The organism is Paenibacillus sp. YYML68 (assembly GCF_027923405.1).
Taxonomy (GTDB): Bacteria; Bacillota; Bacilli; order Paenibacillales; family NBRC-103111; genus Paenibacillus_G.
The window spans coordinates 788,562-805,965 of record NZ_BQYI01000001.1 but is presented as its reverse complement, the minus strand read 5'-3'; the positions used below and the strand labels follow the sequence as shown (position 1 = coordinate 805,965).

At 41.2% G+C, this 17,404-nt stretch carries 11 protein-coding genes and 2 pseudogenes; 2 read left to right on the top strand and 11 right to left on the bottom strand.

Features of this window, described 5'->3' with window-relative positions:
- Positions 1-257 precede the first annotated feature (257 nt).
- A pseudogene (locus PAE68_RS03705) lies at positions 258-1,463 on the top strand (IS4 family transposase).
- Between the two features lie 639 nt (positions 1,464-2,102).
- Here the strand turns inward: PAE68_RS03705 and PAE68_RS03700 are convergent.
- The 7 genes from PAE68_RS03700 to PAE68_RS03670 form a co-directional block, all read right to left on the bottom strand.
- On the bottom strand, positions 2,103-3,389 hold the full coding sequence (locus PAE68_RS03700) for an IS4 family transposase (RefSeq protein WP_281884179.1): 1,287 nt from the start codon (positions 3,387-3,389) through the stop codon (positions 2,103-2,105).
- A 132-nt stretch (positions 3,390-3,521) separates the two neighbouring features.
- Entirely contained in the window at positions 3,522-3,674 is a 153-nt protein-coding gene (locus tag PAE68_RS03695) for an AbrB/MazE/SpoVT family DNA-binding domain-containing protein (RefSeq protein ID WP_281884178.1), read from the bottom strand.
- 20 nt (positions 3,675-3,694) lie between these two features.
- A complete protein-coding gene (locus PAE68_RS03690) occupies positions 3,695-5,587 on the bottom strand; it encodes a TnsD family Tn7-like transposition protein (RefSeq protein ID WP_281884176.1) in 1,893 nt (630 codons plus the stop codon).
- A 136-nt stretch (positions 5,588-5,723) separates the two neighbouring features.
- Entirely contained in the window at positions 5,724-7,478 is a 1,755-nt protein-coding gene (locus PAE68_RS03685; RefSeq protein WP_281884173.1) for an ATP-binding protein, read from the bottom strand.
- The gene (locus PAE68_RS03680; RefSeq protein ID WP_281884171.1) at positions 7,471-9,441 is read right to left on the bottom strand and encodes a Mu transposase C-terminal domain-containing protein; all 1,971 of its coding nucleotides are present in this window, start codon (positions 9,439-9,441) and stop codon (positions 7,471-7,473) included. Before PAE68_RS03680 ends, PAE68_RS03685 begins: the two co-directional genes overlap by 8 nt.
- A 50-nt stretch (positions 9,442-9,491) precedes the next feature.
- A protein-coding gene (locus PAE68_RS03675; RefSeq protein ID WP_397379333.1) for an IS630 family transposase occupies positions 9,492-10,537 on the bottom strand; the annotation gives its coding sequence in 2 pieces (ribosomal slippage) (positions 9,492-10,025 and positions 10,028-10,537; 1,044 coding nt in all).
- A 267-nt stretch (positions 10,538-10,804) separates the two neighbouring features.
- Positions 10,805-11,635 carry a TnsA endonuclease C-terminal domain-containing protein gene (locus PAE68_RS03670; RefSeq protein WP_281884169.1) on the bottom strand — a complete coding sequence of 277 codons (831 nt, stop codon included), beginning with the start codon at positions 11,633-11,635 and terminating at the stop codon, positions 10,805-10,807.
- A 170-nt stretch (positions 11,636-11,805) separates the two neighbouring features.
- Here PAE68_RS03670 and PAE68_RS03665 point away from each other — a divergent pair, with 170 nt between their 5' ends.
- Positions 11,806-12,288: a helix-turn-helix domain-containing protein gene (locus PAE68_RS03665; protein WP_281884166.1), complete on the top strand. Its 483-nt coding sequence runs from the start codon at positions 11,806-11,808 to the stop codon at positions 12,286-12,288.
- 633 nt (positions 12,289-12,921) lie between these two features.
- Here PAE68_RS03665 and PAE68_RS03660 read toward each other — a convergent pair.
- From PAE68_RS03660 to PAE68_RS22755, 4 genes and pseudogenes are all read right to left on the bottom strand, one after another.
- Positions 12,922-13,251 (bottom strand): hypothetical protein, encoded by a 330-nt coding sequence (locus tag PAE68_RS03660; protein WP_281884164.1) that lies wholly within the window; start codon positions 13,249-13,251, stop codon positions 12,922-12,924.
- A 255-nt stretch (positions 13,252-13,506) separates the two neighbouring features.
- Complete coding sequence (locus PAE68_RS03655) at positions 13,507-14,649, bottom strand: IS4 family transposase (protein WP_281884162.1); 1,143 nt, start codon at positions 14,647-14,649, stop codon at positions 13,507-13,509.
- Between the two features lie 681 nt (positions 14,650-15,330).
- A complete protein-coding gene (locus PAE68_RS03650) occupies positions 15,331-16,656 on the bottom strand; it encodes a TnsD family Tn7-like transposition protein (RefSeq protein WP_281884160.1) in 1,326 nt (441 codons plus the stop codon).
- Positions 16,657-16,722: 66 nt separating this feature from the next.
- A pseudogene (locus PAE68_RS22755) lies at positions 16,723-17,187 on the bottom strand (TniQ family protein); the annotation flags it as partial.
- Between the last annotated feature and the right edge of the window lie 217 nt (positions 17,188-17,404).

The window sequence follows — 17,404 nt, the reverse complement described above, 5'->3', positions numbered from 1 at the left end:
CTAACAAACTATAGTCATGGAACATATTCGACATTTTCCAATAAAATCCTACTTTAACAACAAGAATTCCCTAATATTCTACGGATAAAGAAACATCATAAAACGGCTATTACACACTCTCATATTTATTAGTTATCTAGCCGTTCCGTATATACAAGATCAGTAGCGTTGCATAAAAACTAACGCGCGAACAGATTGGACAAATTGTTCTATTATTGTAATAAATAGGTCGTCCTCTGTAACAAAAAACTCCTAAAATTAGGGTAACAGGTAGCCCTGTCCAAATCCCTAACTTAGGAGATACGCATGGACAAGGATACACTATTTCTGCATTTGGTAAATGGGTTGCACCAATAAATCCAAACATCATCCCGAATTGGCAAAGCACGACTACGCTCGACCGTTATGTGAAAAAGCTCGACACCTTAGTCTTTCTGTACATCTTCATCGAAGCACAGTTAGAGAAGCGAAAGGGTCTTCGTTCCATCATGCGAAAGCTGGAGCACGACGAGGAATTTCAAAAGCAACTCGGCATTGCTTCGATCAGCGCATCCCAGTTGTCCCGTAAAAATAATCAACTGGACCCAGAAGTACTTCAAGCCATCCTTTGTAATCTCATTACACAGTTGCATCGAGATGCTAGGCCGGTATCAGGGCGCATCGGAACGGTCAAGATTATAGACTCTTATACGATCAGCGTTTGCCTACAGCGGTATAAATGGGCGACTTTCCGAAAAACGAAAGCAGGCGTGAAACTGCACCTGCGAGTGGCATTTGTTGACCCCGACCATGTTTATCCGGATAAGGCAGTGGTTACGCCTGCAAGGCCCGCAGACCGCAGCCAAATGGACGTCCTGATCGATGAGTCGGACGTCACGTATCTGATGGACCGCGGGTATCTGGACTACGGCAAATACGACAGTTACTGCGAGCGTGGCATTCGATTCGTATCACGATTAAAGGACAATGCTGTTGTCGAAGAAGTGGAATAGCTTTCGGTGAACACAGATTCAGACATCATCCGCGATGTCAAAGTCGTGCTAGGCAAAGCTCACAAGCGCATGCAGCACCCCCTTCGTATGATCGTCACCACAGACGGTCGCGGTAATGAGGTCCGTATCATTACGAATCGGTTCGACCTGACGGCAGAAGCGCTTGGTGACCTGTATCGTAGCCGCTGGCAGATCGAGATGTTCTTCCGGTGGGTCAAGCAGAACCTGAAGCTAACCTGTTTTTACGGTGACAGCGAGAACGCAGTGATGAATCAGATTTGGATCTGTTTAATTGCATACTGCTTGCTGCTGCTTATGAAACTAGAACTGGGAACGAGTCGAACGTTAACGGAACTCATTGAGGCTTTGAAAGAACTCATGTGGCAACCGTGGCTGAGGATGGTCGCAGCAGTAGAGCGAAAGCCAAGTCGAACTTCGAGAGGGCGACAGAAGAAACAGAAAGACCAGTAAGTCGCCTAAATCAAAAAAAACCAATCATCAACTTGAAAAGGATGAATATTACAAATGGACAGCAACTGCCTGTTTCAGGGGTACCCCGTAAGTTTTTGGCCCTTGGAATTTAAAAACTAATTTCTGAATATTCCACCATTTTAGATGTCATGATTTATGCAACGCTACTGATACAAGATGAAAAATAGCATGAACTGAAAATATAAAAAGCGACCTATCGAGATTAGGTAAATTCCTCTCGTAGTTCGCTTATTCCCGATGTCAGCGCTTTGTCACACGTTAATATTTATGTTGTTTTCATTCACTAAACGCAACAATCATCCCTCAGCCCCAATCGTCGGTAATGTCTAACTCCCTATTGCAAACAGAACAATGAACCTTTACAACTGTACCAATTCCTGAAGGTATAAATGTATAGGACAGCCTTGCTCCTGAAACATCTGTTGCCTTACACTGATCCCATGCCTTTATTTTTGCCAACATCTTGTCGGTCACTGTAAATGTTAGAGTCAATTGAATCCTCCGTTTTTTTAATTCTATTAATTAATTCAAGAGTAACCTTCTTTACACTACGCTTGCATCAAAGCTAACATCGTGCGATAAAACACTGCATTCCACAACAAACATCCATATAATCAATTATTTAACAGCTAACTTTCCATTCCAACGGCTAAAAAAGGAACGATGAACAAAAATGTCGCGTTTATCCCTAAAATTTGTATATATGGATGTTGCTTGTCGAAAAATGATGCGCTGAGGGTCGGGCTTGCCTGCGGTTCTATCCACCTTCTGTTTCCCCCTCGATGGTCGTTTCGGTGGTCGATTGAACTCTCTTTCAAACTCCTCCCAGCTATGGAACATGTACGTTCGCAGAAGCTGTAGCACTTGCCACGGGCTCTTGCTTGTCTGCAAATCCAATGTAACCAACAAATTCACTGCAAACGCGATCAATGACAAAAACAGTTGGTTCCACACGGATGTCGGCTGGCTGCCATGCAGCTTCGCAAGCTTCAAGTGCTGTTTGATCCATTTGAAGAACAGTTCAATTTTCCAACGATTCTTATAGATACTCGCCACTTCTGCCGCGGTGAGATCCCATCGAGTTGTGACAACCCGGTAATATCGTCCCTTTTCATCTTGAAACGCAACAAGCCGCAACGGAGTTGTGGTCTTGTTCAGCAGCACATCGACATCTTGAAGAATCTGCAGTGCTCCTGCTTCTGACGAGTGCTCACGTTCCGTACCACTAACAGGATAAAGCTTGGTGCGATCCCGTACACGTACCACAAACCGTTTGCCACCGGTAACCCACTCCTGAAACAGAGAGCTGCTTTCGTACCCACGATCCATTACATAGGTCGCATCGGGGTCAATGACTAGGTCGGGGGCGATCTTGGCTTCCCGCACATTGACTGTGGAGGCGACCACTTTGTCCGGAAACACCGTTTTTGGATTTACGACAACCAGGCGGACATGAAGGCGTACCCCTGTTTTCCGCGAACCGCATCGTGCCCAGTGCCCCAGTATTTCCGGGAGGGAAATATCCGTAGCGTCCACGATATGAAGCCGGCCTATTTGAGGAGTAAGCCCGTTTTCTCGATTGGTTTTTTCATGGATTCGACCTATAAGCTCATAGAAGAGTCCTTGCAGGGCTTGTGTGCACAACCGGTTAGTCTTACGTGAAAGCTGGGCGCTGCTGATGGAATCGATGTTGATGGCTTCCTGCAGTTTAGGATGAGCGCGCAGTTGCGCTGTGATTTCATCGTATGTATCGAGCTGTAGCAATTGTGCGACCGTGTGAAGTTCCACAGCTGTATGCGAGAATAGCTTATGTGTACGATGGTCCTCCAACAAGGGACGAAAATCTAACGACTGAAGCGTGCGTAAGCATTGACATACGACCGAGTAAGGTTTAACGTTATCCATGGATGGCTCCTTATTGGAGAATTGATGGATACACGTCGTCAATTTAACAATAAGGGCTTTTTTTAATTTTATCCACGAAGAAACACCTTAAAATTCCACATATAGTATTTTATAGAATGAATTTTTCTCATGTCAGGTTTGATGCAAGCGTAGTGCCTTCTTTATCATTATGCCTTGTTCAGTTTCAATAAAAATAACTCGTTCCCCAATCGTTATAGCCAACTTCTCACGTACTTCTTTCGGAAGTGTTACTTGATACTTAATAAGTACCTTCGCTACATCCATAGTCATTTCTCCTCCGGCATCTATAATGACTTGAGACATTCAGTAAGAAGGCTTTTCATATTATCAGATATCCCTCTATACGACCTTCGATATGACATAATACTATCGATTGTGATCTCTCTATAATCATAATGATTTCTGAGCTGCCATACCAAAGCCGGCAAATGTCGGATTTGGTATTGTTCCACCGTTTCTGCACACTCATTTAATGCCTGATTAGTTCTTGGAAGGTGTATTGTATTATTTTTAATACGGTTGTTTTCACTCTTACTCAAAAATCTCATAATGGTATATCGCGCGACCCTACTGCTAGGATTTGAGTCGATTAACTGTTTAGCGACCTCTCTCACCCTTGCCTCTAAAGTATAATCAACTTCGCTCCAGTCAAACCGCTCAGTTGATCTCGAGGTCGGTAGCTGTTGCTCCAGCCAATTGTTGTCGTGCCGCTTTAGCCAAGTATATTCGGTTATGCACTTGAGACTTAATTTATATCTGCTTAATTTAGGGTTTTGCCTAATTGTACTCAACAGAATATTGCGACATCGTTCCTTCTTAGGATCTTCCACTACTCCTTCAATCGCTGCAGCAACTTCCCCAATATTAAAAAGTGTCAGTTGATTGTTTTTAATGTGCTTCCTAGCCAGTACTTTTACATAGTCTGGTGAACAATTCAGTTTTTTCGAGACATCATCTGGTGAAAAACCCGAATCCATCATCTCCATAACTCGTTGATCCTTCTCTTTAGGATAATTAATGAGTTTATAATTAGTCTTTTTAATCCCCCCTTTCCACATCCACTCAGTTGTGTATTCACCTTGGCAAATATAGCATTGAAATCTTGCCAATATTCCTCGGTATCCGTTACTTACCCGAGTACAACTATTAATGGAATATCTAAGGTAGCTTGGACAATACTTATTTTGACACTGCCATGGGCCATTAGTGAAAGGAATTTCACAAGCATAAGGAATACCTTTTGTGATAAAACATTCTAAGGAACCAGCAAGAAAGCGAATGACTAACAGACATAGCGGCAGATTAATAACCAGTGGACTACTCCAAAAAATCTTTTCAAACGCATTCCGTTGCATTATATACTGTTCGTCCAGTCTAAACTTCCTTAATGTTTCGCTTGGGAATCGAGCAATAAGGTCTTTTACTAATTTCGCACGCTTGATTGTGCCTCCGTTTTTCCCCAGATAGTCTTTGGAATGAAGATACTCTAAGAATCTTTGCTTAATTAACCATCCTGTAATTTTTTTATGATTTTCAAATAAGTATTGCAGATCAGTATACAGCTCTTTCTCTAACGTATCGACCTCTTCCTTTATCATTATCTTTGAAGAGGTAATGTGCTCATGCCCATTTCTACATTTTCCAGAAATCATCGAGTACATCAAATCTTCATTACATACACTACACTGGCTAATCAGTTTTACATTATGGTCATAACACTTTGAAATGAATGCCAACTGGTGCTCCCTATGTACATAGCTACATCCGTACTTAGACCAATCCTCACTGATACAGCATGGACAATACCGAATGCCGTCTGAAATAGATTTCCCATATTTATTCCCGACTAGTTTACCAACAAGGCTATTAGAAATTGCCCCATGTTTAACCTCATGAATTATTGACTCAACTTGTCCATCCGTCATAAATGGAAGAAATAACGGTAACAAAGTGTGGTGCTCAACAATCTTATCCGTTTGAAACAGAGTTGGAGCTTGCAATTTTCGAATAAATACTTCAAGTCCTCTGGGGAAAACACTAAACCTGCTCCTATTTTCAAACAACTCTTGATTTGTGTCAGCCATCTCTGTATTTAATGTATAGAGATGATAGCGGTATAATACACTACGAAAATCTTCTCCTGGTAATGGGGTAGGAAACTGAACAATCTGATCCACAAGGCAACCCACCTTCCAATTTATTTCTTAAAAGACTGCTTCCATTAACTACTCCACAGAAAAGGGAATCTAACAGTATAACAATCCCTCCATGGAATTCTATTATTAGTTTCCCTTTTCAAGAATGTCTATTCCCTCAAATAATCAACCTCGATAGATCCTCTTCCGTCGGAACAACATCCCCCTGCTCAACCATTTTTTCGTAAAGCTCCTCTCCTTTAACACGGCTATCTTTAGCCGCGTTTCTGAGGTCATCTACTTCCAGGACAGGTCTTTCCTTTTTGAGGTTTTTTTTGCCTCTAGAGTTTGAACTACCATTTGACTTGGAATCAGATTGAGGATTTACAATGTCTGATGCAGCTGTATGCAACTCTAATTCCTCAAGAACTACTCTTCTTAGCGCGACAATACTCATTTCATTCTCATTCCGATGTAGAACTCGTTCAGCGATAGTTTCTGCAAAATTTGCAGCGGCCCCAAAGTCCAATGCTGTCTTCACCAATTCTAGATATCTCTGGTGATCCATCTCCGCCTTTTCATCCCTCTTCACCATCTTGCGAACTTCCCCTTGTAAACCAACCTTTTCTGTTGCCATTTGAAGGAACTCATCAAGCGTATCCCACGTAGGCCGAAGATCATCTACAAGCATTTTCGCTGAAGGGTCGTTTCTCTTAAGTGCCTTTAACAGAGGTTGAACGAGCCGCATATGCCTATCCGCTACTTCCTTCAAGACACCTACCGTAATTCGCTCTCTCTCATCTTCTTGCATTATCACTTCCCATTGAGAAAGCATATATAATTTTACGGCAATATCTACGATTCCTTGAGATAATTCATACAACGTTTTTTTTATGGCCTCACTCAACTTCGTCGGAGTCGCCGTCCATTGATATTTCCAAAGCCCTTGAATGAAATAATCCCATTCATCTCCATCAGTTAGGCGATCAATAATCATATCACCTTGTCCTGTACTTCTACGCGCTTGGCTGAAAGATCCAGAAAGAAGCTTCATCGCTTTGAATGTACCAATAGGAATCACAGGAACTCCAATTGTATTGATCAACTGAGTAAAAAAGTTTAATACAGGTTCGGCTCCTCCGCTCTTCATAGAGCTTAGATTTTGAATTTCGTCGATGACAAGAACCCCTAGCCCATGCAGGGTCGAGACATGTGCCATCATTGGAATTAAGACATCAACTGATGATTTATTTGATACAAACTTCCTAAAATAGTCCGTACCGAGAATTGAATCCACCGCCTGAAAGAAATTCAAACACAAGCCCTTGATCGACCCGTCATGCGGACAGTTTAGCTTTAGCCAAACTAGCTGCTTACGAACAAACGGTTGCTCGTTATAATTGGAATGGTGAATAACTTGTGGATATAACAGCAAAGAGCTTTCAATTGCCGTGGTCTTCCCTTGTCCACTCACCCCAATGATTGCAAAACCAGCTGCAGTAGACCGAACGCCCGCTATATTCCTTCCATCATCCCCTACTCCCGCTTCTAAAATCTCCTTAAAACCAACATGGTATTGCCTCACGTATTCAGGAAAAAACGGGTTTCTTGCTTTATACCCATGCCTAATTAATCTAGAGATTCTTTGCTCCACCAATAGTTGAGATGGCAACACCTCTACGTAATCACTGATTTGTTGAACGAGGTGCAGCCTGATCTGTTTCCCAAGCTTCCGTTGTTCCTCATTATAGTCGGGGTATCTCCTAACATGAGCTGCGACATACTCCTCCTCAAAAATCGGAGGTAAAGCTTCAATAAACGGATTTTCCTTGTAATCACCTATTACCTGAGGCAAATACTGCGCCTTCACCTGCCTTCCAATTAAACTTGGCGTATAGTGATAAACGATTTCTGCACTCGCTTTTTTAACCATGATCATTCCCCCTTAGCTTAGATAAGAAATCCAATTTAGATTTAAGTTGATATTTGTCAAATGCTTCTTCATGTTCTAGCTCTTCATTCTCATTCGGAAGATCGCTTCCCTCGGATCTATTCAGCTCAAAACTTTGTGTTTTCCTTAGCTTATCTCTCTCCACTCTCTGATTTGCTTTTATATTGGATTTCCTTTCAGATTTGCTTAACGAAGCATCACGATGCTCATTCGCCCTTGCTTCCGCTTTTGTTTTGATGTTTTCTAGCTTTGCGCTCAAACTGACTTCCGCTTGTCTCAGCGTCGAAGTATATAAGCTCTTCTGCAACTTCTCCTCAAATCGTTTCATTTTTACTTCCTCCAAACTGAGGTTCGCGAAGCGAGAAGACTTCTCTAGCAATTTACACTTAATAAACTCGCGTCCATCCTCAACCTTTACGTAGACATAGTTCATACAGCGTCTATCATAAGCTATAACTGTTCGAATCGATTTCCCTTGGACAAACCAACCTTGGTTGGCCAATTCTTCACATCCATAGAACATCCCTTCACAATAAATGCCTTCAGAGCTTGCAGTTACTTCGGTCTCTGGCAGAACATTTAACCGAACAATATCAGGATGAATTTCTTTCAAGAAGTGGTCACGCGCAATTCCCCAATCCCATAACTCCCTTGGTATTGGTTTGACCTGATCTCTGGATAAAGCTTTATCTAATGGATAGTGCTCCATATAGAGAAAGTTATTTCGAGCTAGAATTAGTTCTATCATCATTTTTGTAAAGTCTTGTAATGTCAGTTTCGCATCCAATACATATTCCGGCCCACCACGTTTGGAGTATTCCTTCCTCACTGCTCCGGGCATCCATGGTTGTAAGGTCACGTTCAAAGTCCTGAACTGTTGCTCAACAATGCCCTTAAGATCTGCTCTGTACGGTGGCGCGTTCTTCAGTTTAATTCCCAGAGCCTTACCTAACGAGTCAGCGTTTTTACTCTCCATCTCTCCTCTATCTGCAAAAAAGTGATCCGGCATATGATGACACGGCCACTCATCCTCGCCGATTGGAAGATCATACTGAGCACAAAACTCCACCTTGTTCATACTGGTGTTTTCAATCGCCATCATGATCCCTTGCCAAGAGGGCCCCTCGAAACCAACATATAACCCTACAACCATATGACTCCAAACATCCACTACAATGTAAACCACCGGTCGCCCGATGATCTGATTCGGATCATCCATACTCACTAGATAGACATCGGCTACAGTGGCATCAATCTCGAAGATTTGCCCGGGCCCGTTTGCCTTTCTTGTTTCCGATCCAAGTAGTGGTCTGAAATCCCGGTCAAATGTTGACTTACCTTCCCGAGATACTATTCTTTTCTTTTTTGTATAGCGTGTTCGAATATGGTACCGTAATTGAGCTATGCTAGGGACATTATGATCAGGAGGAATAATGGGCACTTCTACCCCTCGCTCAATTTTGACGTCGATTTTATACGCTCCCTTTAACATCTCTATATATGTATGTTTGACCGAATTCCTTTTATTGGTCTTCAGGTAAACAGTTCTTATGTACTCATCAAATTTTTTTCTTGTATCCTCATCCACTAATACGCCATTCATCCCAGGGTCAACTATTGTAGTAATCCTCTTTCTCCCCATCTTCGCCGTAGGATTTTTTTTCTTATTTGGCCCTCCGCATTTTCGAAATCGAGGAAGTAACGCATTAACCATCTTCCCCCCCATCCAGTAGTAGCGTAGGTATTTATAAATGAACTTCTTTCCCTTCTTTTTTTCATCACACAATTTTTTAATGATTTGATAGCGTTCCTTCTTGTCATATATATTGGGCTCTAAGTCAACGATGCCACTTATAGTAGACCAAGCATGATCTCTTATTTCTATTTCTTTAGTTGTCAGCTTTTCATCTGAAATCATGAACTTGGCATACGGATCAATCGCCACCTTTGAAATTCTATCTTCATCTATATAAATTGAACTAAAGAAATCGGATGTCAGAACTTGACACATAGCCTGTCAATGATCGAGCAAGTGTCTTTCAAAATCTCGCTCATGAACAATCCAACGTTTTTTCGTATTTCAGCAACGCTGTGATAAAACACATTGTTGATTACGCTAGACTTAAGCCATTTCCAGAGTCCTTCAACAATGTTTAATTGCGGACTGTAAGGTGGTAAAAATACCAATTCAAGTCTCCCTTCCAGTTCATTCAGAAACGGTTGGAGCAGCTTCGCATGATGGATTCGGGCGTTATCCAGTACAATGACAACTTTACCAGTCGGGTACGCGAGCATCACTTTTTGAAGAAACTTTAAAAAAGTCTCAGCCGTATATTGCTCATCTTCCTGCCATACGATCTGTCCGGTCCCATAGTCGACCGTGGCGAGCAGCTTCACGCCGCGATGTTTCCCCGTCGTCTGGATGATGCGCTGCTTACCGCGAAGAAACCAGGTTTTCTGGATTGCCTGATAGTCTCTTATCATCGATTCATCTTCAAAAAGCAGATGCGCGATTTCGTCATTCATCAATCTTTTTTTAAATCAGGAAATGTTGTCTCTGTAAACTGTCGTTGCTTCTCAGGGTTGGCAGCCTCCAGAGTGTACGTTGGCTTCGTATAGCTTAGTCCTTGACGGTGCATCATCTTGGACACACCTCTTAGGGAGTAACGATGACCGAATTCCCGTTCAATATACGAAGCAATGATCTCGAGTGTCCAGTTATATCGAGCTGAGAAGCCTACATCATGGGGAACAGATTGAACGATGGTTTGCTTTAATTGTTCTTGTTGCTCTTTCGTCAATCGAGTAGGAGCTCCAGTCGAATACTTCATTTGCAGCGCCTTGAGACCACCCGTGTTATAGGCCTGAATATAGTGGTTGACAGTTTCCTTACTGCGATTCAGAGTCTCAGAGATGTCCTTGACAGACTTACCCTTGAAATGTAGGTACACCGCTTGATAGCGTTCATATATACGACGTTCTTTCTCTTGCTTCATAGCCCTTGTGACTTCCTCTAACGAATGCTGCTGTTCCATCTGTATCCCTACCTGTCCGAATAAGTTTCCTTACTCATTCGACACAGAGATCGTTATTTCCTTACCATTCTTTCCTAAAACTTTAGTTCAACTTATATAGTTCATTAAGTAATTCCGACAATATTCTGTATTGGGGCAATCCGTTCGCATCAATAATAGAGATTGTAACTACAACATCCTTCGCACGATCGATCCAGAGAATTCTGTCACATTCTAGAATTTCCCCCTCTGGGGTATCTCGCCTCAATATGTTATTTACAAATAGCCCCATAGCTATATTCCTCCAATCGGAAAGTTATTTTCTTTAATAATCAATGGGTACAAAGTCGATTTAATCCGTTCCTTCATGTCGATAATCCAATAACGATTTGCAATTAAATGTTTTACAATTTGTATGGAGGTTCCCTTTGACAATGAATATTCTTCATCCAGGGCTAGGGTTAGGTTCGCTAATGGTTTATTGCTTTGACTAATGGCGTTATAGAGACTGAATTGCATTTCATTTACAAGTTCTTTATTAATTTGACTTAAAGAATTCAGAAACTTGGCCGAATGCAGCCACTCAACATTCTTAACTAAATCATAGTTAATCTGCTGCTCCGTAATTAAAGACCACTCAATACCAATCTCTTTGAAGAATTGCTTCTCAATCTGCATTTTCTCTATTGTTCTTCTGTTTAACTTGCCAATAGGTTTGATCGAGTGAGCGATAAAGCCTACATCATCGCCTTTCTTAACCGTAAGAACCATATCCGCTGTCATAACAATCGGATGCTTGGTCTTGGGGTCAATTGGATGGCGTATGCCTAGTCTCTGAGCGATAAATAATGTCTTCTCCAGCGGCAGAAGCGGAAACTGCTCCCGAATATCGATCACCTCCTCGGACCATTCCATCTGATAATGGTGTGCAAGTTCAAAGTGCTCGGATAGATAATGATGTAGCCGGCCACTTTTCCACCCTAATATCCTCGTCACAATTCCAGTGGATGGAACATCGTGAATTGTGAGCCATGGTTTATATGCTGCAAAGTGGCCTGCACCTCTACCCTCTTTAATTCTTCTTGCTATAGATGCTGCAGTAGTTCTTGTTCTAGACTTAGCCAAAGACTTCACCCTCTTTCGGTTAAATATTATTCAACACGATTCAAAAAACATTAAATAATCATTTACCAAATCATACACAAAAAATCTTCAACCTGTCAATGCCGTTGTCAAAAAAGTTTCAACTGTGGTATCCTTATAGAAATTTGTGATGGGTGCTGGAGGTCATTAACATGTCTCAACTTGGAGAAAAAATTAGAACACAACGAATAAAGAGGAATTGGACTCAGGATTTCCTTGCTCAAAAAGTAGGTACTTCAAAACATGTGATGTCAAACTGGGAACGAGGTGTGGCAAACCCTGATCATAAACAGATCGCTCTTATTGCAAATGCCTTCTCCGTCTCAGCTGATTACCTGATCGGCATAACCGATATTCCTGAACCTTATTACAAGGATCCGTTTGGACAATCTTTCTTGTTTCCGCACGTAAACTACTCATTTGTGCAAGAGAATACATGGGACTTACTGAAACTTATTGATTCGGGTATTGAATTAACTGTGGATAATATAATTCTCACTAACAAAGATAAGACTTTCCTAGTTCTACTAATTTCAACTGTAATGAGTAGGACACACGAGGTGGCACATGATGCTGAAAATCTAATAAAAAAAGAACTTACTGATGATTTTTCTTCGGACGGCTCGCTGTTTTAGTTTTTAAGGCCTTCATTTTCCTTTTAACCCCATGCATGTTTTTATAACATGTTTTATTATCCCGAGGCTCATTAGCTCTAAATCCGATACACCGACATGTAACTAATTTGTTACCTTGCGGAATAAGGACTGTGTCAACGGTCTCTGGATCTCGATATACAACAATTCGCCAGGGTCCTTTAAGCGCAGCAGTTTCAAACCAACCCGCTCTGATTGCCAAGCTACATGTATAGACTAAGCGGTTTACCATAATGCCTCTTTTGGTTACTCTCGCGCATTTCTTTTCATATCTTTGCACTTAATCACCTCGGCTTAAGATTTACTATCATTATTATCCGTTTATCGATATTATAATCTTGATGCATGAATGAAATTAAAGAGACGATTAAGTGAGAGCATGAAATGAATGTAAGTCATACTTCATATTGGGGTGGATGGTGATCATAAATTAACCTTACGAAGGACTGGAGACACTTGAGGAATATCAAAAGCTATCTGAGAGAGGGAAAAAAAGCTCTAGTGTATTTCGCTTGTTTAAAAAACATTAAAAACCGTTGACACCTCGTCAACGGTTTTCCTAAGTTATAGATGGATTTTCTATTGCGGCCGGTTATCTGTCCTCCTTCTATTGCTCTAATATTCCCGATCCCTAAGAAAAGAGGGTCTTTTACGATCAACCTTCCCACTTACGACTTTTTTATAGAGACCAGGCTGTTCCCATCTTTCTCTATAGATGTTTTCCGCATCTGTAAGCGAAATTTCATTCAACTGACTCTCAAATTGCTCGACAAGTGCAGTTACCTCTAGCGCATCGAGAACTCCTATTTGATCGTAAGCAGAAATTAATGCCCCTATCGTTCGCTTATTTGTAATTTTTTCTTGCTGTTCAAGGATAAGATTACTCAAAAACAAGTTGGCATTAGAGCATGCAGCCTGCTGGTTAATGGTATCTTGTGTCTTCATAAAAACACAAACTGATTCAAGGTAATAACCTAAACTTCCATCTTCGGTTCGCTGGATCTCATTAACATGTTTGCTGAGCAGTTTGACTAGGATATTTAATTTCTCGCACTAGCGTTGCATAAAACTCATCATCACTAATAACAAAAAATTCAGTCATTTATTCTGGGTCAATCAGCCAAAAGGTCGACCCCCATATAAAGGTAACCTGTCCATTTGGTAATTATATGTAATATGATCAATGTTTTGTCAATTGCACTAAACTCTCTTTCGCCTACCTGCAGATGTTCGACTGGGTTTGTAATGAATACGTTCCATCCAGATTTCTGCTGAATTCCATAGCAAGACCTTTAGCCACCGGTATAGATCCAGCAGACTGTGTTTGGTGCCCGTTTCCATCTTCACCAGCACGAGCAGACAAAAGGCGATGAGTGCCATCCACACCTGATTCATAACGGCTTGCTCACTGGTTCCATAAAATGTCTTGATGCGTACGTGCTGCTTCATCCATTTGAAGAATGTTTCAATCGCCCAGCGTTCCCGGTAGATTTGTCCGATTTCATCCGCCTCTAAGTCGAAGCGGTTCGTGAGAATGGTAATCGGATTGCCTTCGGTATCTTCCGTTTGGATCAATCGCAAGACGTTTTCCATTCGCTTCTGCGGTGTTCCGATGTACACCATTTCATCCGATTTCACACGAGCATCAGCTGGCAGTTTAAACGACTCAATCTGACGGATGGCGGTATTCTTTTTCGTCCGAGTCACAAAGAAAATGCCACGGTCGCAGTAGTCGTCAAACTTGGCGTAGTCGATATAGCCGCGATCAAACACGTAGGTGCAACCCACTTCATCAACCACGTCATCCAACTGACTGCGATCACTCTGCTTGGCGGGTGTCATCTTGACCTTCTCGGGAACAGCAGTTTCATCATCCATATACGCCAGGCGAAAGTGTAGCTTGATTCCAGCTTTCGTTTTCCGAAACTCAGCCCATTTGTATTTCTGCAGGCAAAGTCCGATGGTCGTAGAGTCGATGATCTTAAAATCTTTTCGCAGGGAAGGAGGAGCTTCGCTTCGGCGAATGTGCTGCACCAGCGACTGGAATACTTGTTCCAGCAAGGAAGAGTCGACTTGATTATGCTTCCGGCTTAACTGGGAGGCGGAGATTGATTGGATTCCGAGTTCCCTTTGAAAGTTTTCACAAAGCACATCGGCAGCTATTTCACGAAGCCCGTCTCGCTGCTGAATTTGCGCATGCAAGAACAATTTAAGGTACGACAATGTTGTAAGCTTCTTCACATATTTATCTTGTTCCATTTCACGAACACGATCTGTGAACGTCTTCGCACAAATTGGAGAAATCCATTTACCAAATGAAGAAAATAGGGTATCCTTGTCCATGGCTGATCCTTTTCAGTGGATTATGGACAGGTACTACCTGCCATTCCATTGTAAAGGATTTTTTCATGTCTGCGGAACAATTAGAGTGAATATTATGATGATTCTGAGAACATTAATGCAACGCTAGTGAATTTCTCGGAATCACTTAAAAGTGACACGTTTTTTTCTTCTCGATTATTTGACATGATTTGAAGACACCTTCCACTCCTAGACTGTTTACGGTAAATCTTTTGTTTAATTTAATTGTTGTCTTTCAAATGCTTTTTGCTAATTCATACAAATTAAAATCCCGTATGCTCCCTACATGTATTTGATTGTTGGATTCAGTACAGTATGCTTCTTTAGCCAAATACACTATCCTCTTACCCCTGATCTTTTTATATCTTAATACCCTTTTTTCGATATATTGGACAAACTCACGACAAGCTTCACAATAACTGTTCATAAAGTTATCCCCCATCTAGGCTTAACACATTATTCTTCCAAGCGATATTAACTTAATCTTTAAATGTATATCCGTTTTGGGAGCTGGATAATCACACTAATATCAATGCAGATACTCTGCATAGCCTTTGTACCCCTCAGAGTATAAAAAAAGAAACAAAGCGGAATCCAATATGAGTCAAGACTAATCGCCTTTCTCAGAATTCGCCTGTTCCATTCTGTAAATTCTGATTATGCTTATTTAATAGTTAAGTCATCAATTACTTCACGATGACTTTCAATAAATGTATCTCTCAGACCCGATGACCTAATTAATTTCCAATGTTTTAACACCATGTTTGTGCCCTTCAACTCTTCTGCCTTCAATTTGATTCGTCTTCTTTGAAAATCTTCTACGCTTTCCATCACCATTTCTAATCTTCTAGCTGTTTCTGGTAGCTTGTGTAACATTTTGAATATTAGTTGTGGCATACTGATCCTGCGTCCTAGCTCTGTTTTTGTTACCCTAATAAGCTTATCAGATTGTTCGTTCAATATTTCATTTGCTGCTGTTAGGATTTCTTTAGCAGTTTGTTGATCTCTTTCTTCCCAATTAACTCGCTTGCGACTTAAAGTAATCTTACTCTTAGAAGGTGAATGCTCCTGCAACCATTTTTTTTCATGTCTGTAAAGCCAAGCGTATGCTGCCCGATTCAGTCTGCGGAGCTCGGTTACTGACAACTTGTCGTTATTACTCAACAACCTCTTCCATTCTTCTTTATATCGCTCACTGTCTTGTTCAACATCTGGTGACGCGACTGTTTGGTTAATTGAAGTATTAGATAGTTTATTAACTATTGTCATCGTGTCACAGCCAAGCCTTCTCGCCATTTCTCTACGCGAAAAATTGAGTTGAGATAAGATAGACAACTTCGCACTCCATACCTCTCCAAACTCTTTAATTCGACCGATTTTATACTGATCAGCATTGGATTGATCCGGACCTTTTCGAGAATAAACAAACCCACAAGAACAGGAGAATGTGCCTACTGGTAATCCTGTTTTTGAATCTCTTGTTATCTTACATGATGTTATCTCCAAACTTCTAAAATGGCTTGCTGCTTTGTTTAGGCACGGCCATGGCCCCACTCCAAAAGGTTCATAGATTATCTTATCATGAGTTAATTGATTAACCATGCTTTCAACAGTCTCACCTAAAAAGCAGAGTACCAGTAGATGTCTTAAGGGATGACAGGTTACGCGTGGTTTCCTGAGTAATTTATGTAGCCATGTTGATTCTGTTGAAGGCTCAATGTAACTCTGAAGTTCTTCCAGCATCTCTTTTCCAAAAAATCGGTTAAAGGCAGGGATTAGCTCAGTCCAGTTAATTCTCCCCGAATAGTTAGCTAGACCCTTGAGCTGTAACTTTGATACATAAAATTGATTTAATTTATGCAAACCAATCGGTCTCCAAATTTTGCTTAACAACGTATTTGTCTGTTCCGCTACAAACCTAAGGATATCAATGGACTTCAAAGTTTCTTGTTTATCCTGTATGCCCTCGTTTTTTAATGTGCTTTCCAACGAAATAAACTCGTGTTTATTTCGTTGTCTGTGGTGTGTCACATTTGTACTTATAAGTAGACTATCGTGTTTATGACATACAATTACCCCTTCTGCCTGATGCGTCCTATGCCAATATGCTTCGCCGCATATCCCACGATCGTGAATTACACAAACCGGGCAATACTTTAACCCTTGCTGCATTTTAACAGTCGAGGCAGGTATACCGAGTTGCATATAAATCGACGACCCGTTCTCTGACATCATTAGCCTATTCATTTCAACATTTCTTTCTTCTGGTATAAAAAAACTATAGTACGGGAGAAAGGTATGGCTATTTATCAATCTTTCCGGACTGATTAGACTTTCAATTGGCATTCGATCGCAGAGAGATGTCAGATGGGATCCAAACAGTAATGATGCACATACATTTGTATCCCCAAATAATTCTTCCATCGTCAGTTTATGATTCTCATTTCCCGAATCTCTATGGTACCTAGAGAAAACACTGTACAATAACTCGTCAGAAAATAAAGAAGGAAAATACTTCACAATGCATTCACCTCCGAACGAATGGCAATGTTAATATATTCTCCTAACCAATTGATATTTAGTCTTAATAATTCATTTTGACTTGCTACTACAACTGAGCTACACCAAGTGTGGACTCATAGATTCCCTCCCCCCCCCCGCTAATATCGCTCGTCAAATCCTCCTCTACTGGGTGCAGTATGACCTGATTTCTCGATTCAGTATCGCTACGTATTAT